The organism is Mycobacterium sp. (genome assembly GCF_036488105.1).
In the GTDB taxonomy this organism is placed as follows: domain Bacteria; phylum Actinomycetota; class Actinomycetes; order Mycobacteriales; family Mycobacteriaceae; genus Mycobacterium.
The window spans coordinates 1-22,168 of record NZ_DASXHW010000499.1 but is presented as its reverse complement, the minus strand read 5'-3'; the positions used below and the strand labels follow the sequence as shown (position 1 = coordinate 22,168).

General features: G+C 65.9%; 23 protein-coding genes. 16 read left to right on the top strand and 7 right to left on the bottom strand.

Annotation, left to right across the window (positions count from 1 at the left end; genetic code table 11):
* Positions 1-316 precede the first annotated feature (316 nt).
* From VGH54_RS26425 to hflX, 7 genes are all read left to right on the top strand, one after another.
* Positions 317-862 (top strand): hypothetical protein, encoded by a 546-nt coding sequence (locus VGH54_RS26425; RefSeq protein ID WP_331515091.1) that lies wholly within the window; start codon positions 317-319, stop codon positions 860-862.
* A 301-nt stretch (positions 863-1,163) separates the two neighbouring features.
* Entirely contained in the window at positions 1,164-1,373 is a 210-nt protein-coding gene (locus tag VGH54_RS26415; protein WP_331515090.1) for a hypothetical protein, read from the top strand.
* A 104-nt stretch (positions 1,374-1,477) separates the two neighbouring features.
* Positions 1,478-2,356: a DMT family transporter gene (locus VGH54_RS26410; protein WP_414688810.1), complete on the top strand. Its 879-nt coding sequence runs from the start codon at positions 1,478-1,480 to the stop codon at positions 2,354-2,356.
* A 9-nt stretch (positions 2,357-2,365) separates the two neighbouring features.
* Complete coding sequence (locus tag VGH54_RS26405) at positions 2,366-3,052, top strand: hypothetical protein (RefSeq protein WP_331515088.1); 687 nt, start codon at positions 2,366-2,368, stop codon at positions 3,050-3,052.
* Positions 3,049-3,966, top strand: coding sequence for a tRNA (adenosine(37)-N6)-dimethylallyltransferase MiaA (miaA, locus tag VGH54_RS26400; protein ID WP_331515087.1), 918 nt, complete (start codon positions 3,049-3,051; stop codon positions 3,964-3,966). Before VGH54_RS26405 ends, miaA begins: the two co-directional genes overlap by 4 nt.
* 7 nt (positions 3,967-3,973) lie before the next feature.
* Positions 3,974-4,846 carry a diaminopimelate epimerase gene (dapF, locus tag VGH54_RS26395; RefSeq protein WP_331515100.1) on the top strand — a complete coding sequence of 291 codons (873 nt, stop codon included), beginning with the start codon at positions 3,974-3,976 and terminating at the stop codon, positions 4,844-4,846.
* A gap of 46 nt (positions 4,847-4,892) precedes the next feature.
* On the top strand, positions 4,893-6,317 hold the full coding sequence (hflX, locus tag VGH54_RS26390; RefSeq protein WP_331515086.1) for a GTPase HflX: 1,425 nt from the start codon (positions 4,893-4,895) through the stop codon (positions 6,315-6,317).
* Between the two features lie 206 nt (positions 6,318-6,523).
* On the opposite strand, the gene VGH54_RS26385 is transcribed toward hflX, so the two are convergent.
* On the bottom strand, positions 6,524-7,027 hold the full coding sequence (locus VGH54_RS26385) for a hypothetical protein (RefSeq protein ID WP_331515085.1): 504 nt from the start codon (positions 7,025-7,027) through the stop codon (positions 6,524-6,526).
* A 98-nt stretch (positions 7,028-7,125) separates the two neighbouring features.
* Here VGH54_RS26385 and VGH54_RS26380 point away from each other — a divergent pair, with 98 nt between their 5' ends.
* Complete coding sequence (locus VGH54_RS26380; protein ID WP_331515084.1) at positions 7,126-8,286, top strand: acyl-CoA dehydrogenase family protein; 1,161 nt, start codon at positions 7,126-7,128, stop codon at positions 8,284-8,286.
* Between the two features lie 454 nt (positions 8,287-8,740).
* A complete protein-coding gene (locus tag VGH54_RS26375) occupies positions 8,741-10,840 on the top strand; it encodes a hypothetical protein (protein ID WP_331515083.1) in 2,100 nt (699 codons plus the stop codon).
* 20 nt (positions 10,841-10,860) lie between these two features.
* Here VGH54_RS26375 and lexA read toward each other — a convergent pair whose 3' ends face one another.
* Positions 10,861-11,559 (bottom strand): transcriptional repressor LexA, encoded by a 699-nt coding sequence (gene lexA, locus VGH54_RS26370; RefSeq protein WP_331515082.1) that lies wholly within the window; start codon positions 11,557-11,559, stop codon positions 10,861-10,863.
* A gap of 212 nt (positions 11,560-11,771) precedes the next feature.
* Here lexA and VGH54_RS26365 point away from each other — a divergent pair, with 212 nt between their 5' ends.
* The 5 genes from VGH54_RS26365 to VGH54_RS26345 all read left to right on the top strand — a co-directional run bounded on the left by VGH54_RS26365 (position 11,772) and on the right by VGH54_RS26345 (position 15,044).
* Positions 11,772-12,248 carry a LysM peptidoglycan-binding domain-containing protein gene (locus VGH54_RS26365; RefSeq protein ID WP_331515081.1) on the top strand — a complete coding sequence of 159 codons (477 nt, stop codon included), beginning with the start codon at positions 11,772-11,774 and terminating at the stop codon, positions 12,246-12,248.
* Positions 12,249-12,356: 108 nt separating this feature from the next.
* Positions 12,357-12,821 (top strand): transcriptional regulator NrdR, encoded by a 465-nt coding sequence (gene nrdR, locus VGH54_RS26360; RefSeq protein ID WP_331515080.1) that lies wholly within the window; start codon positions 12,357-12,359, stop codon positions 12,819-12,821.
* A 21-nt stretch (positions 12,822-12,842) separates the two neighbouring features.
* Positions 12,843-14,087: an FAD-dependent oxidoreductase gene (locus VGH54_RS26355; protein WP_331515079.1), complete on the top strand. Its 1,245-nt coding sequence runs from the start codon at positions 12,843-12,845 to the stop codon at positions 14,085-14,087.
* A gap of 9 nt (positions 14,088-14,096) precedes the next feature.
* Entirely contained in the window at positions 14,097-14,603 is a 507-nt protein-coding gene (locus tag VGH54_RS26350) for a peroxynitrite isomerase (protein WP_331515078.1), read from the top strand.
* 12 nt (positions 14,604-14,615) lie between these two features.
* Positions 14,616-15,044 (top strand): DUF1330 domain-containing protein, encoded by a 429-nt coding sequence (locus VGH54_RS26345; RefSeq protein ID WP_331515077.1) that lies wholly within the window; start codon positions 14,616-14,618, stop codon positions 15,042-15,044.
* On the opposite strand, the gene VGH54_RS26340 is transcribed toward VGH54_RS26345, so the two are convergent.
* Genes VGH54_RS26340 through VGH54_RS26330 form a run of 3 tightly spaced genes read right to left on the bottom strand, consistent with a single transcriptional unit; the run spans position 14,993 to position 17,760 of the window.
* Positions 14,993-15,682 (bottom strand): PhzF family phenazine biosynthesis protein, encoded by a 690-nt coding sequence (locus VGH54_RS26340; protein WP_331515076.1) that lies wholly within the window; start codon positions 15,680-15,682, stop codon positions 14,993-14,995. The genes VGH54_RS26345 and VGH54_RS26340 overlap by 52 nt on opposite strands.
* Before the next feature lie 34 nt (positions 15,683-15,716).
* Positions 15,717-16,739: an alpha/beta hydrolase gene (locus VGH54_RS26335; protein ID WP_331515075.1), complete on the bottom strand. Its 1,023-nt coding sequence runs from the start codon at positions 16,737-16,739 to the stop codon at positions 15,717-15,719.
* A gap of 34 nt (positions 16,740-16,773) precedes the next feature.
* Positions 16,774-17,760: a PAC2 family protein gene (locus VGH54_RS26330; RefSeq protein WP_331515074.1), complete on the bottom strand. Its 987-nt coding sequence runs from the start codon at positions 17,758-17,760 to the stop codon at positions 16,774-16,776.
* Positions 17,761-17,991: 231 nt separating this feature from the next.
* Here VGH54_RS26330 and VGH54_RS26325 point away from each other — a divergent pair, with 231 nt between their 5' ends.
* Positions 17,992-18,777, top strand: a complete 786-nt coding sequence (locus VGH54_RS26325) for a trypsin-like serine peptidase (RefSeq protein WP_331515073.1) — start codon at positions 17,992-17,994, stop codon at positions 18,775-18,777.
* On the opposite strand, the gene sthA is transcribed toward VGH54_RS26325, so the two are convergent.
* The gene (sthA, locus tag VGH54_RS26320; RefSeq protein ID WP_331515099.1) at positions 18,774-20,180 is read right to left on the bottom strand and encodes a Si-specific NAD(P)(+) transhydrogenase; all 1,407 of its coding nucleotides are present in this window, start codon (positions 20,178-20,180) and stop codon (positions 18,774-18,776) included. The two genes, VGH54_RS26325 and sthA, sit on opposite strands and share 4 nt — an antisense overlap.
* A 185-nt stretch (positions 20,181-20,365) precedes the next feature.
* Here sthA and VGH54_RS26315 point away from each other — a divergent pair, with 185 nt between their 5' ends.
* Positions 20,366-21,424: a DUF4192 domain-containing protein gene (locus tag VGH54_RS26315; protein ID WP_331515072.1), complete on the top strand. Its 1,059-nt coding sequence runs from the start codon at positions 20,366-20,368 to the stop codon at positions 21,422-21,424.
* On the opposite strand, the gene VGH54_RS26310 is transcribed toward VGH54_RS26315, so the two are convergent.
* Positions 21,421-22,113, bottom strand: coding sequence for a metal-dependent transcriptional regulator (locus VGH54_RS26310; RefSeq protein WP_331515071.1), 693 nt, complete (start codon positions 22,111-22,113; stop codon positions 21,421-21,423). The genes VGH54_RS26315 and VGH54_RS26310 overlap by 4 nt on opposite strands.
* Between the last annotated feature and the right edge of the window lie 55 nt (positions 22,114-22,168).

Below are 22,168 nucleotides of genomic sequence, written 5' to 3'. Positions count from 1 at the left end.
GGCAGCGCAGGCCATGGCGTTAGCGACGAATACCCCTCATTCGTGAACGTTTATGGCTTGCAGCGGGCAAATCAACGGCCCTGGCCCGCGGCGAAGCGGCCACCATGGCCGCTGACGGCTACGCCCAGACGGCGTTCCCCGACCGGGACGCCGAGCTGTTAGAGGTTGCTTCGATGGCGCCGCCATCGGTGGCGGCGAGCAGCCAGGCGTAGCCGACTATTAGGCGATCGTCAAAACCTGAGAAACACATGTCAGAATGCTGTCAGTTTTCTCAGCTTGGGAGTAATTTGGGGCTAACGAGACATCGGAGGTTTCCATGGGTATCAACAAATCACGCGCGGCAACGCTGGTCGGCCTGGGCGCGGCTATCGGTGCTTTCGGGGCCGCGGCGATGATGTCGGCGGCCACCGCGCCGACCGCCCGCGCCGACGACTTCACCGACATCATCAACGCCGTCGACGGCGACTTGGCTGCTGGCCAGTCCGATTTCAGTACTGCGTTTACGGAACTCAGCAGCAACATGGTGCCCAATGGTCTGGCAGCGTTGTTCAACGGTGTGAACGCCGATCTTTGGTCTGTTCCGACTAACCTCGAACTAGGAACGGTCGAGGCGCTGACGGGCGCAGGAATCACCGGGACCTTTGTCGTTGGGTTCTTGCCCCCCACAGACTTCTCGGATGCCGTGGCCGTTGCTGAAACCTTGTTCGGCGAAGGTCAGACCTATTTCGCCGACGCTGCGACGGCTTTGTCCTCCGGAGACTACGTCGGCGCTGTGTTTGACGACGCCTTAGGTTTGCTTTCGGGGTTCGATCAACCTGCACAGGTACTCCTCATCGGCGGAGTGGAGGCTCTAGGGCTCTGACGGTTGACCGGTGCCGCTGTTCGACGGGGCGTGGGTAAGCCAACACCGACCAACTAACCGGGGCCGTCAATGGCCGCCGCGAGCAGTTGCGCGAGGACGTCGTTGATCGGCGTCGCGATTCCATGCGCACGCGCCTCGCGGATGATCACTCCATTGCGGACTCCACGCCAACGTCTACGCCACCGACTCCGACTGCCGCAACAATCGGGCCTCCGCAGCTTGTGCCTCGGCGCTGCCCGTTCCGGGCAGCCGAAAGGCATTTCTGGAAAACTGACGGTGAATAGTCGGTGTAGGGCTGGTCATGTGGGCCCTCGGCGAGGAGATCGGGCATGTCGAAGACGGACTTTGCGGCGCTGATCGCGCTGTGCGCCGCACTGGCGTCCGCGATCGGCGACGTGATCCGTCCGCGGTCGTCGCGACGATCGCCTTGGCCCGCGGTGAGGCGGCCACCATCGCGGCCGGCGCCGGGCAGGACGTGGCCCTGCGTGACGAAGCGGTGTCGAGTTGCTAGCTGCGACGCGCGGCGCGAGGGTTTTCATAGCGCACGTCAGTACCGTGGCGTGGAGGATAACGTGCGAGGAGGGGTAGCCCGTGCCGAAGTCAGAGTTCGCGGCGGTGTTGCTGGCACTGGCTGCCGCGTATGCATCGGCGTTCGGCAACGTGGTGCGGCAGCGGTCCGCTCACGAGGTCACTGACGGACACGTCGGCTACCTCGCGTTGTTTTTCATGTCGTGGCGTAATCGCGACTGGCGGCTCGGAGCGGTGGCGGCGGTCGCCAATTACGGCCTGCAGGCCGGGGCGCTGAGCTTCGGTTCAGTGATCCTGGTGACCGGGCTGCAGGTGACGGCATTGCTGTTCGCCTTGCCGCTCTACGCCCGGATGACCGGGGCTCCGGTGAGTCGGTGGGATTGGTCTTGGGCCGCGGTATTGGCTACCGCGCTGGCCGTCGTCGTGACCGTCGGCAATCCGGTCGAAGGATATTCTCGGGCACCCGTGCACGTGTGGCTGGTGGTTGCCGCCATCGCGGGCCCGGTGGTTGGTCTGTGTCTGCTGGGGGCGCGGCTTTGGCCGGATGGGCCGATCGCAGCGGTGCTGCTGGCTGCGGTGTCCGGCGCGTCGCTGGCGCTGTTCGCGGTGTTGGTGAAAGGCGCTGTCGACGCGGCCAAGGGCGGCATCGTGGCGGTCCTGGCCAGCCCCGAGCTTTATGCCTGTATCGGCGCTGCGGTCGCGGGGATGGTGTTCCAGCAGTCGGCATATCGCGGGGGTCCGCTCAATGTCTCAATGCCGACGATGACCGTGGCCAAACCGATGGTCGGCACGCTGCTCGGTGTTTGTGTGCTCGGCGAGGCGGTGGACTCGGGCGACGAGACGGTGTTCGCCCTCGGCGTTGCCGTCGCAGTGATGGTGGTTGCTACCGCGGCACTGGCCCGCGGAGAAGCCGAAACGGTGGAAGCCCGCACCGACTCTTTCCCCGCTGTGCAGCCGACCGGTTAGTTTGATGGCGTGTTGAGCGCCATTGCGATCATCCCGTCGGCGCCGGTGCTGGTGCCCGAGCTCGCCGGCGGCGCGGCGGACGAGGTCGCCGAGCTGCGGGCGGCCATGGTCGCGGCCGTTGCCACGCTGCCACCGCGCTGGATTGCGGTCGGGGTGGGCGCCTGCGACGGCGTGGTCGGTCCCGAGGCTGTCGGGACCTTTGCGGGATTCGGTGTCGACGTGCCGGTGCGGCTTTCGCCGCAGGCCACAGGGCGCCCGGTCGAGCTGCCGCTGTGCGCGTTGATCGCCGGCTGGATCAGGGCCCAGGCTCAGCCCGACGCCGCGGCGCAGGTCCGGGTCTTTGCCGACAGACACGACAGCGCAACCGCGGTGAACTTGGGCAGGCAGTTGCGCAACGACATCGACCAGTCGACCGAGCCGACCGGGGTGCTGGTCGTTGCCGACGGCGCAAACACGTTGACGCCGTCGGCCCCCGGCGGTCACCAGCCCGCGGACGTTGATGTACAGCGCGCCCTGGACGACGCGCTGGCCTGTGGCGACCTGCCCGCGTTGACCCGGCTGCCCGCGCAGGTCCGTGGACGGGTGGCCTTCGGCGTGCTGGCCGGGCTGGCTGAGCCGATGCCGCGGTCGGCCAAGGAGCTCTACCGTTCGGAGCCTTACGGCGTCGGGTACTTCACCGGCATCTGGCAGCCGTGAGGCCACTGGCGATCGTCGGGCCGACCGGTACCGGCAAATCGCAACTGGCCCTTGACGTCGCAGAGCGGCTCGGCGGACAGGCCGGCGCGGAAATCGTCAACGCCGACGCGATGCAGTTCTACCGCAGCATGGACATCGGCACCGCAAAACTGCCCGTCGCGCAACGCCACGGCATCCCGCATCACCAGCTCGATGTCCTCGACGTCACCGAGACCGCGACTGTCGCGCGTTACCAGCAGGACGCCGCCGCCGACATCGAGGCGATCGCCGGCCGGGGGAGGGTTCCGGTGCTGGTGGGCGGGTCGATGCTCTACATCCAATCGCTGCTCGACGAGTGGTCGTTCCCGGCGACCGATCCCGTCGTGCGCGCGAAATGGGAGCAGCGGCTTGCCGAGGTGGGCACCAGCGGCCTGCACGCCGAGCTGGCCGATCGCGACCCGGCGGCTGCGGCATCGATCCTGTCCACCGATAGCCGGCGCATCGTGCGGGCGCTGGAGGTGGTGGAGCTCACCGGTCAGCCGTTCGCGGCGTCGGCGCCCGTTATCGGCGCACCCCGCTGGGACACGGTGATCATCGGATTAGATTGCGACACAGAGCTTCTCGATCAGCGACTGGCGCAGCGCACCGACACGATGTTCACCGAAGGCCTTGTCGAAGAGGTGACCACACTGCTCGGCCGTGGCCTGCGCGACGGCGTCACCGCGTCCCGGGCGCTGGGCTACGCGCAGGTTCTCGTCGACCTCGATGCGGGCGGAGACGGCGACGCGGCCCGTGAGCCGACGTTCGTCGGCACGCGCCGCTACGTGCGACGGCAGCGATCGTGGTTTCGCCGCGATCACCGGATTCACTGGCTGGATGCGACCGCGGCCGGTAACGCCGACGCGGCGTTGCGGGCGTGGCGGCACGTATCCTGAGCAGGTGATCCGCTTCGCCAAAGGGCATGGCACCCAGAACGACTTCGTCGTGCTGGGTGACCTCGATGCCGCGCTGACGCTGACGCCGGCGGTGGTGTCCGCGTTGTGCGACCGCCGTCGCGGTCTTGGCGCCGACGGGGTGCTGCGGGTCACCACGGCCGGGGCGGCGCTGGCCGTCGGCGTGCTCGACCGGGTGCCCGACGGCGTGCGCGCCGACGACTGGTACATGGACTACCGCAACGCTGACGGCTCGATCGCGCAGATGTGCGGCAACGGTGTGCGGGTGTTCGCGCATTATCTGCGGGCCAGCGGCCTGGACACCCGCGACGAACTCGTCGTCGGATCACTGGCCGGCCCGCGTCCGGTCGTCTTGCACCACGTCGATGCGACCAGCGCCGACATCAGCGTCGACATGGGCAAGGCCAACCTGCTCGGGCCCGGGCAGGCTGTGGTGGGCGGCCACACGTTCAGCGGGTTGGCGGTCGACGTCGGCAACCCGCACCTGGCCTGCGTCGACCCCGAGCTCACGCTCGAGTCGCTGGCGGCGTTGGACGTCGCGGCGCCGGTGAGCTTCGACCGCGCGCAGTTCCCGGACGGGGTCAACGTCGAGGTGTTGACTGCCCCGGCCGACCGCGCGGTGAGCATGCGGGTGCATGAGCGGGGAGTGGGCGAAACCCGTTCCTGCGGAACAGGAACCGTCGCCGCTGCCGTCGCCGCACTGTCGCACGCCGGCGCTACCAGCGGCACGCTGACCGTGCGGGTGCCCGGCGGCGATGTCGTCGTCACTGTCACCGAAGCCACTAGTTACCTGCGTGGACCGTCGGTTTTGTTGGCCCAGGGAGAACTCAGCGAGGAATGGTGGGGGAGTGCGCTGTGTTAAATCGGATGCGTGCGGCCGCTTCGGCGTGCACCATTTGTAATTGCCCATGACATATCCAGACGCTCCCAAATCCCCCTGGCCTGACACCCCCAGTACGGGTGAACTCGCGCTCGATGACCGCGCTGCGCTGCGCCGCGTCGCGGGGCTGTCCACCGAACTCACCGACATCTCCGAGGTCGAATACCGCCAGCTGCGTCTGGAGCGGGTGGTGCTGGTCGGCGTGTGGACTGACGGCAGCGCCGCCGACGCCGACGCCAGCCTCGCCGAGTTGGCCGCGCTGGCCGAGACCGCCGGTTCGGAGGTGCTCGAAGGCATGGTTCAACGCCGCACCAAACCGGACCCGTCGACCTACATCGGTTCGGGTAAGGCCGCCGAGCTGCGCGACGTCGTGCTGGCCACCGGCGCCGACACCGTGATCTGCGACGGTGAACTGTCCCCGGCGCAGCTGACCGCACTGGAAAAAGCGGTCAAGGTCAAGGTCATCGATCGCACCGCGCTGATCCTGGACATCTTCGCCCAGCACGCGACCAGCCGGGAAGGCAAAGCGCAGGTGTCGCTGGCGCAGATGGAGTACATGCTGCCGCGGCTGCGTGGTTGGGGTGAGTCGATGTCGCGGCAGGCCGGTGGTCGGGCCGGCGGCAGTGGCGGCGGGGTGGGCCTGCGTGGCCCTGGTGAGACGAAGATCGAAACCGACCGGCGTCGCATCCGCGAGCGAATGTCCAAGCTGCGCCGCGATATCAGGGCGATGAAGCAGGTCCGCGACACCCAGCGCAGCCGCCGGGTACACAGCGACATGCCGTCGATCGCGATCGTCGGCTACACCAACGCCGGCAAGTCGAGCCTGCTCAATGCACTGACCGGTGCCGGGGTGCTGGTGCAGGACGCATTGTTCGCGACCCTGGAACCCACCACTCGCCGTGGACAATTCGACGACGGGCGGGCGTTCACGATCAGCGACACCGTCGGTTTCGTGCGACACCTGCCGACCCAGTTGGTCGAGGCGTTTCGCTCGACGCTCGAGGAGGTGGTCGGCGCGGATCTGCTGGTGCACGTCGTCGACGGCTCCGACGTCAACCCGCTGGCCCAGATCAGCGCGGTGCGCCAGGTGATCTCCGAGGTTTTCGCCGACCACGACAGCGGCCCGGCGCCGGAGCTGATCGTCGTCAACAAGACCGATGCCGCAAGCGATTTGGGGTTGGCCAAGCTGCGACGTGCGCTGCCCGGGGCAATGTTCGTCTCGGCCCGTACCGGCGACGGTGTCGAGGCGCTACGCCGGCGGATGGCCGAGTTGGCCGCACCCACCGACACCGCCGTCGACGTCGTGATCCCTTACGACCGTGGCGATTTGGTGTCACGCGTGCACGCCGACGGCCGGGTTCAGGAAACCGAGCACATCAGCGACGGCACCCGCATCAAAGCGCGGGTACCGGTGGCGCTGGCCGCGAGCCTGCGCCAATTCTCGGCGACCTAGACACAGAAAACGCCGGAGCCCCCCGCTCCGCCGGTCAGGTCGGCCAGGATGGTGCCCAGGTCAGTTGCGAGCACGCCCAAGCCGCAGTTCAGGTCGCTGAAGCTGCCCAGGTCGGTGGTGAACGACCCAGGTAACCGAGTAAGTCCTGGTAGCCCGCGCGAAGTTTGCGTTGGCGAGAGCGATCAAGTCCGCGTCGAAAGTCGCCCCTACACCAATTCGTAGACATCCTCGGCTGGTGTCGCGAGGATCTGCTGTGCCATCTGGGCCTTCATCTCGTCGAGGCGAGCCTCCTCGGCGTGATCGCGTTCGGCCTTGCCGGCCAGCTTGAAGAATTCGGCGGTGACGAAGCCCTTACGCAGATGCAGAGTCGCCGTGCGGCCGGCGATGGCGACCTGGAAGACGAAGCTTTGCAGCAGCCGGCCGTGGTCGGGTCGCGCCAGGGCCAGGTCGACCGTGTAGCGGCCGTCGGTCACCGCTCGGGTGACGGCTTCGAAGCCGTCGCGAGCTCCCGGCCCCTGAAAGGCGGTGCGGATGACGATCGAGCGCCGCTGCGGCGGTTGGTTGGGGGATAACGCCGCGAATGCCCGCTGCATCACCTTGAAGGCATTGGCCACACCCGCCGGCGAATGTGGCCCGGCGTAACACAGCATGTCGGTGTAGGAGAACTCAAGCAGCTGCCCGAGCTCCTGCACCAGGATCGTTTCGTCCATCCGCTGACTCTAGGCCGCGACGAGACGCCGTGGGCCTACCAACCATCCGGTTGGTATATCTTGGGCGGCAGTGTTCCCAACCCGCCGGAGGTCATCACATGGGTAGCGCCGTCAAATACGAACGCACGTTGTTCGAGCCCGAGCACGACTTGTTCCGTGAGTCCTACCGGTCATTCCTCGAACGCCACGTCGCGCCGTATCACGACGAGTGGGAGAAGGTGAAGATCGTCGACCGCGGCGTGTGGCTGGAGGCCGGCAAGCAGGGATTTCTGGGAATGTCGATTCCCGAGGAGTACGGCGGCGGTGGAAACTCCGACTTCCGCTACAACACGATCATCACCGAGGAGACCACCTACGGCCGCTTCAGCGGCATCGGGTTCGGCCTGCACAACGACATCGTGGCGCCCTACCTGCTCAGCTTGGCCAATGAGGAGCAGAAGCAGCGCTGGCTGCCCAAGTTCTGCACAGGCGAGATGATCACCGCGATCGCGATGACGGAGCCGGGCACCGGCAGCGACCTGCAGGGCATCAAGACCCGCGCAGTCAAACAGGGTGACCATTACATCCTCAATGGTTCAAAGACGTTCATCACCAACGGAATCAACGCCGACCTGGTGATCGTGGTGGCTCAGACCGACCCTGACAAAGGCGCACAAGGCTTTTCGCTGTTGGCCGTCGAACGCGGCATGAAGGGATTCGAGCGGGGCCGGCACTTGGACAAGATCGGCCTGGATGCGCAGGACACTGCCGAATTGTCTTTCACCGACGTCGAGGTGCCCGCCGAGAACCTGCTTGGCGAAGAGGGCAAGGGCTTCATCTACCTGATGCAGAATCTGCCGCAGGAGCGAATCTCGATCGCAATCATGGCCGCGGCTGCCATGGAGCAGGTGCTGGAGCAGACGATTCAATACACCAAGGAGCGCAAAGCCTTTGGGAAGCCAATCGGCAGTTTCCAAAACAGCCGGTTCTTACTCGCCGAATTGGCCACTGAGGCCACGGTGGTGCGGATCATGGTCGATGAGTTCCTCGCCCTGCACCTCGAGGAGAAACTCACCGTCGAACAGGCCGCGATGGCCAAGTGGTATGCCACCGAGAAGCAGGTGTATTTGATCGACCGCTGCTTGCAGCTCCACGGCGGCTACGGGTACATGCGCGAATACCCGGTCGCACGTGCGTATCTCGACGCGCGGGTGCAGACGATCTACGGCGGCACCACCGAGATCATGAAGGAAATCATCGGCCGCAGCCTCGGGGTTTAGCCGCGGTATTTGCGTGGGGAGCAAAGTACTTCCGCGCTCGGACCTCGCTACGGCGGTAGTAATTACTTGACGGCATTCGTGTTTCGGATCTCAGGTGTCGATAAGAGACCGAAGTCGTGACGAACGCGGCCGCCATTGCCGGTCGAGAAAGGCTTCTTTCTCCACGTGGCACGCGAGAGATTCGCTGCCAGCACGACGTCAGAGTGCATGTGCGACGGTAATTGAGCGTCACGAGTTCGACTTGAATCGGGGCACCGAAGCCTAAAACCGAACGAGCAGAATGCGACACCACCAGCCCTGTGGTGAATAATTCGGCGTCTACGAGGATATCTATTCCGTAGTGTCTTCGTATGACTTCGCCCGCGTCGTCGCCCGCAGCAGAGTTGCGGCGGCCCGTCGGGCGGTTGACACTGGCGCTCCAGGCTTCGTCCTGGGCGGCCGCGGGGAGGGCGGGATGACAAGGCAGCAAGCACGATCGGGTGCCGTCGCGCGCGCGGCGCGTGGTCTGGCGGCGCTGGTCGCAGGATTGACGTGCATGGCGCTGCTGACTCCCGTCGCGGCGGCATCCCCCATCGGCGACGCCGACAACGCGATCACCGCTGCCTGGAAAGACGCCGGTGGCGAGAATTCGGATCTGGGCGCCAAGCAAGGTGATTGCTACGTCGCTGGTCAGGGATTTGCTCAGGACTTCGTGCACGGCAAGATGTTCTTTACTCCGGCCACCGGGCCCAGGTCGATGATGGGCGCCATTCTGGACAAATACGAAGCCCTCGGTGGTCCGGCTGCCTCGGATCTCGGCTTCCCGACCGCCAACGAAGTCCGCGGTCTGGCCGGCCCCGACAGCCGGGTCAGCACCTTCTCGGCCAGCGACAAACCGTTGATCTACTGGACCGCCGACCACGGCGCCTTCGTCGTGCGCGGTGCGATTAACGCCGCATGGGACAAACTGGGCAGCTCCGGTGGCGCCCTGGGCGTGCCGACCGGCGACGAAACCTTCGACGGCGAACTCGCCACTCAGGCGTTCAGTGGCGGCAAGGTGTCCTGGAACAGGCTGACCAAGGCCTTCACCACCGTCCCGCCCGATCTTGCGAGCAAACTCACCGACTTGCAGGTACCCGTCGATCCGACGGCGGACATCAACATGGCGTGGCGGGCGGCCGGCGGACCATCGGGGCCGCTCGGCGCAAAACAGGGTGATCAGTATCCGGTGGGCAACGGCGGACTGGCGCAGAACTTCGCCGGCGGCAAGATCTTCTTCAGCCCCGCCAGCGGCGCCAACGCCATCGAGGCCGACATTCTGACCAAATACGAGTCGCTCGGTGGCCCGGGCGGTGACCTCGGTTTCCCGATCGCCAACGAGACCGATGGCGGCCTCAAAACGGCGAGCAAGATCAGCACGTTCTCCGCCGCTGACAAGCCGGTGATCTTCTGGACCGCCGCGCACGGCGCATTCGTGGTCCGCGGGACGATCAAAGCCGCGTGGGACAAGCTTTTCGGAGCGGCCGGCAAGCTGGGCGCGCCGCTGGGTGACCAGACGGTCGACAAGGACGTCGTCACGCAGAAGTTCACCGGCGGCCAGATCGCCTGGAACCAGACGAAGAACACCTTTACCACCCAACCGGCGAACTTGGCATCGGCGCTGTCTGGCCTGGAGGTACCAGGGCAGAAGACGCCTGTCGGTGCGGCGCCGTCTGGAGGCGGGGTTGATTGGCTGACCGCGCATTGGTGGTGGTTGCTGGCCGGTGTCGGGGCGCTCTTGCTGATCGGCTTGCTAGCGCCGTTGGCGCGAAGGTGGCGGCGGCGCCGTTCCGCTAAACGTGACCGCAAGGCCGAAGCCGCCGGCTTGGACGAATCCGGTTACGAGCCGGCCACCGAGTCTGTCTCGCGGTGGTCGCCGGACGACGCCGACCTGGCGTCGTCGACCCTGTCCGAGGACCACCGGCCGCAACGTCGGACCGTGCGCCTGCCCAGTCAGCCGAGCAGTGAGTGGATGCCACCGGGCCCCAAGAGCCTGGTGGACGAGCTACTCGAGGACGAAACCGAAAGTCCCGATGAGTTTTCCGGTGTCACAGATTTCGGCCGTGACGTCCACGAGGAACTCGGCCGTGACGTCCACGAGGGACTCGGCCGCGATGTCCACGAGGACTTTGGCGATGACGTCCAGGAGGACCTCGACCATGACGTCCACGAGGACTTCGACCATGACGTCCACGAGGACTTCGACGAGGATCCCGATGACGTGGACACGGATCCGACCGGGATTCCGTTACTGGAAGACAGCCGAAGGGGCCGGCACGCTGCGTCCGACGCCCATGACGAAGACGCCCAAGTCACCGAGGCCGTGCCGATACCGCGAATTGCACCAGGGCAGTTGGCAATTCACCTTCCGATGGACGACCCGTATCAGGTGCCGGACGGATATCCGGTCAAGGCACATGCGAGCTCAGGCATCTACTACATGCCCGACAGCGCCTTGTACGACGAGACCATGGCCGAAATCTGGTTCGCCAGTGAGGACATCGCGCAGGCCAACGGATTCCACCGGGCCGGGTAGTTCCCGCGGCAGTAGCGGCGTCAGATCTTGCGAATCACCGTGACGACCTTGCCGAGCACGGCAGCGTCGTTGCCCGGGATGGGGTCGAAAGCCGGATTGTGTGGCATCAGCCAGATCTGGCCGCCGGTGCGCTTGAACGTCTTGACGGTGGCCTCGCCGTCGATCATCGCCGCAACGATGTCGCCGTTGTCAGCGACATTCTGCTGACGGACCACCACCCAGTCGCCGTCGCAGATCGCGGCGTCCACCATCGATTCACCGACCACCTTGAGCAAGAACAACGCGCCCTCTCCGACGAGTTCGCGTGGCAACGGGAACACGTCTTCGACGGCCTCCTCGGCCAGGATCGGCCCACCGGCCGCGATGCGCCCCAACACGGGGACGTACGTGGGTTCCGGCAGTGCGTCCGACCCGGCGACGTCGGTGAGCACCGGTGGCTTCGAAACATCGTCGGACGATCGGACATCGACGGCGCGCGGGCGGTTCGGGTCGCGGCGGAGGTAACCCTTTTTCTCCAATGTCCGCAATTGATGAGCCACCGAGGACGTCGACGTCAGGCCGACGGCATCGCCGATCTCACGGATGCTCGGCGGGTATCCGCGACTGGTAACCGACCCTCGAATCACGTCGAGGATGGTGCGTTGGCGCGGTGTCAGGGTTGATTCCGTAGCTCGCGAAGGGCGGTCGGAGCCGACGGCCGGGGTCTCGCTATCGCTCATACGGCCGAATGTAGCCGCATTTCACCGAGATATCAAACATGTGTTCGAGGTGTGTCGCGCTTCGCTGGTCCGACGGTCGCCGAAAGCTGTCGGTGCCGTGTTCTATCGTTCTGCAGCGTGTGCAACAGTTCGATCACATGTTCGGTATTCGAACACATTATCGATTATGCTTCGAACAAGTGATCGACTACAAGCCGACTGGAGGAACGCACATGATGCCCATCGAGACGATCTCGCCAAGCGCGCCGATCCGAGTTCGACCGGTTCAGGTCCGCCCGCCCGCCCGGCGCGGCGGACACCGTGGTCCGCAGCCGTCTAGGCCGATGGCGGCGCCCCCGCGTTACCGGGGCACCGGAGTCTTGATGTCGACGGCGTCGCATCGGCCTCGCCCGATCACCCCGGCGACTACCGTCGCGCTGGCTCTGGTGGCGGCTGGTATCACGGTGTGGCTGGGGTTCGTGGCGCACTTCGGTGGCATGTTGCATGCCGGCCCCGAGAAGGCGGCAGTTCAGCTGCCCGACCGGCTCGCCGTGGTGCGGGTCGAGCCGGGGGAGACGTTGCAGCGCCTGGCCGCTCGGGTGGCACCGGATGCGCCGACCGCTGAGGTCGCCGCCCGTATCCGCGAACTCAACGAGCTCGACTCGTCGGCGGTGACCGCGGGCCAAACGCTGATCGCTCCGGTGGGCTGAGCCGTTTACCAGGCGCGACATCCAGCGCTGCTAGGCCTGCAGCCGTGCACGCAGGTACGCTCGTGGTGGCTTGGGACCCCCCGAAGCCAGCGCGGCGAAGGAGCGGCCATGCATTGTCCGTTCTGTCGGCACCCCGATTCCCGAGTCGTCGACTCCCGCGAAACGGACGAGGGGCAGGCCATCCGGCGCCGCCGCTCGTGCCCGGAGTGTGGTCGCCGATTCACCACCGTCGAAACCGCGGTACTGGCCGTCGTCAAGCGCAGCGGTGTGACCGAACCGTTCAGCCGCGAGAAGGTGATCAGCGGCGTGCGCCGGGCATGTCAGGGCCGTCAGGTCGACGACGACGCGCTGAACCTGCTGGCCCAGCAGGTCGAGGACGCCGTGCGTGCCGGGGGAGCACCGGAAGTCCCCAGTAATGAAGTCGGCCTTGCGATCCTCGGGCCGCTACGCGAACTCGATGAAGTGGCCTATCTGCGATTCGCCTCGGTGTACCGGTCTTTCGAGTCTGCAGAGGATTTCGAACGCGAGATCAAGACGCTGCGTGCTCACCGGAAGGTGCCCGCTTCCGGTTGACGGCCGTCGTAGGGTCGGGGCATGACGCAAGTGCTGCAGACCCAGGTTTGTGTCGCCGGCGGCGGCCCCGCAGGCATTGTGCACGCTCTGCTACTGGCCCGCGCCGGGATCAACGTCACCGTGTTGGAAAAGCACAACGACTTTCTGCGCGACTTCCGCGGCGACACCGTACATCCCAGCACGCTCCGCGTCATGGACGAACTGGGGTTGATCGACGAGTTTCTGCGTCTCCCGCACACCAAGATCAACCGAGTTGCCTTCGACACCGACGGCACGCTGCGGACGGCCGGCAACTTCAGCGCATTGAAATGGCTGGGCTTCAAACAGCCGTACATCGCATTGATGCCGCAGTGGGACTTCCTGGACTTTCTGGCCGAAAAGGCCAGTGCGTACCCCGAATTCACCTTGGTCCGCAATGCCGAGGTCACCGATGTGATCGTCGACGGCGACCGCGTGACCGGCGTGCGCACACCAGAATTGGAGGTGCACTCCGAGTTGGTGGTCGGCGCCGACGGGCGCAAATCGGCGGTGCGCGCCTCGGCTGGGTTGCAGGTCGGGAGTGCGAATTCGCCGATAGACGTCTTGTGGTTTCGGCTGAAGTGGCGCCCGGGCGACCCGCAAGAGCTTTTTGGGGTGTTCCGCAAGGGCCTGATGATGGTCATGATCTACCGAGGCGACTATTGGCAAATAGCCTATGTCATGCCCAAGGGGGCAAACCCGCAAGTCGGATCGCTGGCGGCGTTCAAAGAGCGGCTGGTGTCCGTGCAGCCTAACTTGGCTGAACACGTCGAGGACCTGCACTCGTGGGACGACACCAGCCAGCTCGATGTGCGGGTGGATCGGCTGAAAACTTGGTGGCGCAAAGGTGTGCTGTGCATCGGCGATGCTGCGCACGCAATGTCACCGGTTGGTGGGGTCGGCATCAACCTCGCGGTCGCCGATGCCGTGGCCGCGGCGAACATCCTCTGTGGCCCGTTACGTGAAAACCGGCTGACCGAAGCCGATCTCGCGAAGGTGCAGCGTCGTCGTGAGCTTCCGGCCAGAATCATTCAGGCCGGTCAAGTGTTCGTGCAAAACAACGCGATCGAACCGAACTTGAACGGTGACCTGTCGCCGATCCGAGTTCCGAAAATCGTCGGACGGGGACCGTTGCAATTCATCCCGCCGATCGTCGTCGGCCGGGGCTTTCGCCCCGAGCACGTCCGCACGCCCGACGTGCACGCCGCGTCGCGCGCATCGTCGCCGCCGGTGTCGGAGCCGGACTAGGCTGACCGAATGCCACCTGAGCTGCACCCCAACCTGCAAGCGCTGGAGCCGTTACTCGGGGTGTGGCAGGGGAGTGGATCCGGTGAATACCCCACGATCGAACCATTCGACTACCTCGAAGAAGTCACGTTTTCTCATGTGGGCAAACCGTTTCTGGTCTACGGACAGAAAACCAAAGCCGCGGCCGACGGGGCGCCGCTGCATGCCGAGACGGGTTATCTTCGCGTACCGCAACCCGGTCAGGTCGAGCTCGTGCTGGCGCACCCGAGCGGCGTCACCGAAATCGAAGTCGGCACCTACACGGCCGACGGCGCCACGATCGAGCTCGAGATGACCACGACGCAGGTCGGTCTGACACCGACCGCCAAAGAGGTGACCTCGCTTGGCCGGAGTTTCCGGCTCGACGGCGACCAGCTGTCCTACTCGCTGCAGATGGGCGCGGTCGGACAACCCATGCAGCATCACCTTGGCGCGGTGTTGCGCCGCAAAGCCTCTGCGCTTCGCTCGACAACCTGAGGGGGCCACACCGTGGATGTCGAAAACCATATCTACCCAACGCGTTCCCGCGTCGAAGCGCTGATTGCCGATGCGTCTGACAATCCCGTGGTGATGCTCAACCTGCTCAAATTCCGGCCGAAGGCGGTCTATTCGGACGGACGCGCCAGCGATCTGACCGGTCGTCAAGCGTACGACCTCTACGGCGCCGCGATGCAGAACGTCATCGAACGCAACGGTGGGCGAGTGGTGTTCGGCGGCGATGTCGCGTCCCTGGTGATCGGCGAGGTCGACGACGTCTGGGACACCTGCGTGCTGGTCGAATATCCCTCCGCCGCATCATTTGCCACGATCGTGACATCCCCGGAAGTGACGGAGATCGGCGTCCACCGCGCCGCCGGGCTCGAGGGTCAGTTGCTAATTCGCCTCACGCCGTCGTTGACGACGCGACCGCCGACCTGAACCCAGCCCTGCGGGCTCCAAGTTGTCTCGATCACCGATCCCTTGCCCTGGGTGATGCTCAAGTCACGACTGAGGTAGTCGGTCATCCGCACGGCAGCCGAACCGGTCGCTTCGTCTTCTGGCACACCCAGATTGGCGGCGAAAAACCGGGACCGCAGGGATCCGGCGGGCTCGTCGATCCACGCCCACAGGTAGTACGCCACGTCGTCGGGAAAGTCGGCCGGGTCGGCGGCGGCAAGCTCGTCGAGGCTTTGCAGATCGTGGACGGCGAACTCCGGCGCCCATTCTGCGCGGGCGCTGATGGCGGTGATGTCGTCGTGGTAGTGCACCTGCACCACTCCGGCGGGCACCTGCAGGGTGTGAATCGGCGTGCCGATGGATCGCAACCACCACGACGCCCCGACGGTCGGGTGCCCGGCGAACGGCAGCTCGACGAGCGGGGTGTAGATGCGTGCATCGGCGGTGGTGGAGCCGGCGGCGGGCGAATGGATGAAAAGCGTTTCGCTGTAACCTAATTCAGCTGCGATGTGTTGATGCTGATCGGGCTTGACTGTGGCGGCGTCGACCACGCCGAGAGGGTTGCCGAAATTGCCCGCGGAGTCGGTGAAAACCCGCAGCACCGTGACGTCGACGCTCATGAATCGACTGTACGGCGTCACCTCGAGGAGGTGGTCAGGTGGCGCTGCGCTCGTCGGAGCCCATCGCCTCCAGCACCGCGGCACGGGTATCGACGGACCCGGAGACGGTCTGTGCGCCGCCGCCGGTGCGGAGCAGTTCGCGAAGAGCGGCTTGGTCGTACTCGGACGGCTCGGTGGTGTCGATGAATCGCTCGACGACTTCGATGAATCGCTCGGGGTCATCGTGGAACGGGAAATGCCCGGAGCCCTCGAAGATTTCCAATTGGGAGCCCGGCATCGCTGCGTGTGCCATCCGGGCATGGCTGACGGGAACTACCACATCGTCGGTGCCCCAAATAATCTGCACCGGAACGGATCGCGTCAAATAACATCGGTCCAGCATCGTGACGCTCTGGCCGCGCCAGTCCACCACCGCGCGCAGGGTCCGGGTGAACGCCGCCGAGGCCATCGGCTCCGGCAGGCCGGCGAGCACCCGTAGCACGTCGGGCAGGTCGTGGCCGATCGCCGTCGAGCCCAAGACCAAACCGGCCGCGCGCCCGAAGAGCTGTAATGCCGGTAGCACAAACGGCAGCCGCAGCAGTGCCAGCGCCTCGCTGCCCATCGGCAACGCCGCGAGCCGCAGCGCGATGTTGACATCCTTGGTGACGCCGCCGGCGCCGATCAGGACCAAACGTTCAACGAGATGCGGGAACTGGTAAGCGAATTGCATCGCCACGCCACCGCCGAGCGAATGGCCGACGACGGTAGCCCGCTCGATGTCGAGGATGGAAAGCAGATCGCGCATCCCGTTGGCGTAGGCAGCGACCGAGTAATCGGCGCGCGGCTTGTCCGATTGCCCGTGGCCCAGCAGGTCGACGGCGATCACCGTGAACCTCTGCGCGAGCCTGGCTTGAACCGTCTCCCAGGTCGTGGAATTGTCACCGATCCCGTGAATCAGCAGGATCACCGGGCCGGAGCCGGCGATGCGGAACGCGCGCCGATAACCGTGCAGTGTCCGAAATTGCAGCTGTGGCGTGACCTCTCGCACCGAGCGAAGATTGGGCTTGCGCTGAGTCATGTCGCCAACTTCGCTGTCGGGCCCGGGAGGGCGATCAGGTCGGATCGTCGTCGTCGAACTTCTTGTCTGCCTGCTGCGCCAGGAATCGCTCGAACTCCGCGCCGAGTTCGTCGCCGCTCGGCAGATCTTCGTCCCGCGTCAGCAACGACCGGTTCTCCTGTGCATCAATGAAGGCATCGTACTGTCGCTCCAGCGCCGTCACCACTTGAGCGACTTCTGCACTGGCCTCGACCTGCTCGTCGACCTTGGCTTTGACCTCTTCTGCCGCTTCGGTCAGCGCCTTCAGCGGCAGGTGCAGTGACCCGGTTTTTGCCAGCTGCTCCAGCAACGCCTGCGCAGCGGCCGGATAGTCGGTCTGCGCCAGGTAATGCGGAACGTGAACGGTGAAGCCGACCACCTCGTGCCCGTGCTGGGCCATCCGGTATTCCAACAGGTTCGACGCGCTGCCGGGAACTTGCACTTCCGAAATCCACGGCGTGAAGTCGGCGATCAGCTCACGGTTGTTCGAGTGCGCGGTCAACGTGACCGGCCTGGTGTGCGGAACGGCCATCGGGATGGTGCCCAGTCCGATGGTCTGGCGGACGCCAAGACGCTCGGCCAACAACCGGACGGCGGTGATGAACCGCTCCCACTTCAGGTCTGGTTCCATGCCGGCCAGCAACAGGAATGGCGTCCCTACACTGTCGTGCATGGCGTAGAGGCTGAGGTCGGGGTCGTCGTAGTTGGTGAAGTGATCGGTCCTGAACGTCATCAGCGGCCGTCTAGACCGGTAGTCGAGCAAATCGTCGATCGCAAAGGACGCCACCAGCTCGGTGTCCAGGGTGTCCTTGAGGTGGCCCGCGGCCAGACGGATCGCGTGGCCTGCGTCGGAAAAGCCCTCCAGGGCGTGCACCAGCACTGGGCCGCGCCCATCAGACGACGACAGCTGAGGCGCCGGGAACTCGAGCTCGTACATGCCGTTCTGCTCGGGCTGGAAACGCTGACCCCGATCGGGTGTGTCGGGGGGCTCGTTGTGGCCCATCGGTTGCCTCCTCGCCACGTCGCGGTTATGCCGCGCCGTGTCAGATAAGTGTCCCTCAGATCGGCTGGCGGTGGGCAGCGGACCCGCGCCGGACTGCCAGCCTACCTGCGGAAAAACGCGGGCGGGGCCCATCGCATTCCAGTGGGGTACCCGCTTGGCCGGAGGCCGAACTCGCCGCGACTTCTCGCCGTTGGCGGACCTCGGCGAGCGAATCGGGCATGATCGACGGCGATGCGCATTCAGGCAGCAGCGGTGGGGATGGCCATGGTTTTGGTCGGCTGCGGACATCAGGCCCAATCGGCGCCGCCCACCAGCAAACGCGACCAGGCCGTCGCGGGTACCGCGAACCGGGTCATCGCCGCGTCTGTCGATCCGGACCCACGGGTGGGAGCTCTTTTCCTGTCGGGCAGCGAGCTGCATGCCTGTACTGGCTCAGTGCTGCATTCGGCAGCGGGCAACCTGGTGCTGACCGCCGCGCACTGCCTGAGCGCCGGTGGGCCGGCATTGTTTGTTCCCGGCTTCGGCCGCCGAGCCGCACCCGACGATGTGTGGACGGTGGACGCGCTGTATCTGGATCCGCGATGGCTGGCCAACAAAGACCCGCTGGCCGACTACGCCATCGCGCGGGTGAGCCGCCCGGCCGGCGGATCGGTCGAGGCTACGGCCGGCTCGGCACTCACGCTGGGTACCGCTCCGGCACGGGGGAGCCAGGTCACCGTGGTCGCTTACCCCGCGGGCGTCGGCGGTCTGCCGGTCGGCTGTCAGGCCAGCACCGGACTGAGCGACGGCGGGTATCCCGAGCTGCCGTGCGCGGGCCTGGCCGACGGCACCAGCGGCGCGCCCTGGATCAACGGCTCGACCGTCACCGGGGTGATCGGTGGTCTGCACGGCGGCGGCTGCGCGGACGACCTGTCTTACTCGTCGCCGTTCGATCAGCACATCACCGAGCTGTTCGCACGGGCGCAGGCCGACGGGCCGGGAGACCCGGCCCCACAATCCTTCGACGACGAGTGCTAACGGTCGAATTGGTGTAGTTCGCGCACCTTGTTCATCACGTCCAGCGCGGCGACCTTGTATGCCTCGGAGAACGTGGGGTAGTTGAACACCGCGTCGACCAGGTACTCGACCGTGCCTTCGCACCCCATCACCGCTTGGCCGATGTGCACCATCTCGGTGGCATTGCTGCCGAAGATGTGCACACCGAGCAATTTCAGGTCGTCGGTGGAGACCAGCAGCTTCAGCATTCCGTAGGAGTCGCCGGCGATCTGGCCGCGGGCCAGCTCACGGTAGCGGGACACACCCACTTCGTAGGGCACTGACTGCTTGGTCAGATCGACTTCAGTGGCGCCGACGTAGGAGATCTCGGGGATCGAGTAGATGCCGATCGGCTGCAATGCGGTGAGACCGTGCACCGGCTCGCCGAACGCGTGGCAAGCCGCCACCCGGCCCTGATCCATCGAGGTCGACGCCAGCGCGGGGAAGCCGATGACATCGCCGACGGCGTAGATGTGGTCGACCTTGGTCTGGAACATCTCGTCGACGAAGATCCGCCCGCGGTTATCGGCTTCCAGACCGGCGCTACCCAGCTCGAGGTTGTCGGTCTGACCTTGCCGGCCCGCGGAGTACATCACCGTTTCGGCGGGGATCTTCTTGCCGCTGGCCAGACTGGTGACGGTGCCCGACCCACCGACCTGCACGCCGGTCACCTCTTCGCCGAAGCGGAACGTGACCGCCAGATCGCGCAGGTGGAACCGCAAGGCCTCGATGATCTCGGGATCGCAGAAATCCAGCATGTCCTGCCGCTTCTCGACGATGGTCACCTTGGTGCCGAGCGCGGCGAACATCGACGCGTACTCGACGCCGATCACCCCGGCGCCGACCACCACCATCGACGTCGGGATCGACTTGAGATCGAGGATGCCGTCGGAATCGAGCACGCGGTTTTCGTCGAATTCCACCCCCTCGGGGCGGGCCGGCTTCGTCCCCGTGGCGATGACGATGTACTCCCCGCTGACCGTGGTGCGCTCGCCGCGTGAGCGATCTTCGACCAGCAGGGTGTGCTCGTCGCGGAACCGGGCTTCGCCGGGGATGAGATCAACTCGGTTGCGCATCAACTGATTTCGCACCACATCGGCCTGCTTGCCGATGACGTGCTGAGTTCGCGACAACAGGTCGGCCGGGGTGATCTTGTCCTTGACCCGGTAGCTGGCGCCGTAGAGCTCACGCTGATTCATGCCGGTCAGATAGAGCACGGCCTCGCGCAGCGTCTTCGACGGAATGGTGCCGGTGTTGACGCACACGCCGCCGAGCATCGGACGCTGCTCGATCACGGCCACCGATTTGCCCAGCTTGGCCGCCGCGATCGCGGCCTTCTGGCCGCCGGGACCTGAGCCGATGACGACCATGTCGTATTCGAGTATCGAACCCATGCGTAGACACATACGCCCGTTGCGTTGCGGGCACACGTCGAATCCGGCTACGTGCGCGTGAACAACGCGGTCGCTGGTGCACGCGTTGTCCACAGCCGCGGGTTCATCCACAGCATGCCGGTCACCGCAGGTGTGCCGCCGGCGGGCTGACGGTGTCGATTGCCAGCGTCGTCGCTATGACCAAGCATCGACGCGACTTCGAACTCAATCAACCCGGCGCGGTGATCGCCGCGCTCCCGGCCGTGTTGGGCTTCGTGCCGGAGAAATCATTGGTGCTGCTATCGATCGGCGGCGGCGAATTGGGGTCGGTGATGCGGGTCGACCTGTCCGACGAGCTCGCCGACCAGATCGGGCATCTCGCCGAGGTCGCCGCGGCGGCCGGTCCCGAAGCGGCCATCGCGGTGATCGTCGACGACGACGGCGCGGGCTGCCCGATGTGCAACGAGCAGTACCGCGACCTGTGCTCGACGCTGACCGGCGAACTGTCCCGCCATGACATCGCACTGTGGGCGGTGCACGTCGTCGACCGGGTGGCCCTCGGCGGCCGCTGGCACTGCGTGGACGGCTGCGGCGAAGGTGGCGTCGTCGACGACCCCTCCGCGTCGCCGCTGGCGGTGGCGGCGGTGCTCGACGGCCGTCGGCTCTACGCCCGGCGTGCCGACCTGCAGGCGGTCATCGCGGTCGACGACCGCGCTCGCAGTGCCTCGCTCATGAGTCTGATCGCCGAACGCGCCGCGACGCGCGCGCAGGCGCACCGGGTGAACCCGACGGCCTGTGTGCGTCGTGATGTCGAGGACGCGATGGCGGCGGCTGCCCGGGTCGGGGACGGGCAGCCGCTCGCCGATGCCGAGTTGGCCGGCCTGGCGTGCTCGCTGGCCGACGTTGAGGTCCGGGACACGCTGTACGCCCTGGCGGTCGGTCACGGCGCCGGAGACGCCGAGGCGCTGTGGGCGCTGCTGTCGCGCAGCCTGCCCGCACGGTGGCGAGCGGAGCCGCTGGTGTTGCTCGCGTTCAGCGCCTACGCCCGCGGCGACGGACCACTGGCCGGGGTCTCGTTGGAGGCCGCGCTGCGCTGCGAGCCGGATCATCGGATGGCGGGCATGCTCGATACCGCATTGCAGTCGGGCCTGCGGCCTGAGCACATTCGGGAGCTGGCGGTCACCGGGTACCGACTGGCCGAGCGGCTCGGCGTGCGGCTACCTCCGCGACGAACGTTCGGACGTCGTGCGGTTTAGACCTTTTCGACCTTGACGGCGTGCGCCATCTCATGCGGCAGGCTCACGTTCTCGTGGCCCGGAATCACGATGGTCACCCCACCGGCCTGGTTGGATTCGACGGTCACCCTGGCGTTGGGAACGACGCCTGCGTCCTTGAGACGGGTGATCAAGTCGATGTCGCCCTGCACGTGCTCGGTCAATTGGCGCACCACAACAGCGACGGGTGGTCCGGCGGGCAACTCCGTCAACCGCACCAGGTTGCCGTCTTCGGCGCCGAACCCGTCGCCGATGCCCAGGTCGATGAGCCCGGGAATCGGGTTGCCGAACGGCGACGTGGTCGGATTGTTGAGCACCTTCATCAGCCGGCGCTCGACGTCTTCACTCATGACGTGCTCCCACCGGCAGGCCTCGGCGTGCACTTCTTCCCACGGCACGCCGATGACATCGACCAGCAGTCTCTCGGCCAGGCGGTGTTTGCGCATTACGGAAACGGCCAACGCGCGGCCCTTGTCAGTCAGCTCGAGATGGCGGTCACCGGCCACGTGCAACAGCCCGTCGCGCTCCATCCGCGACACGGTCTGGCTGACGGTGGGCCCACTCTGGTCAAGCCGTTCGGCGATTCGGGCACGCAGCGGGGTAACGCCCTCTTCCTCGAGGTCGTAGATGGTCCGCAGGTACATCTCGGTGGTATCAACCAGGTCGTTCATTCCGCACCCTCCATTGCGGCTGAGTCTACTTGCCCAGCTGCGCCAATGGTTCGCT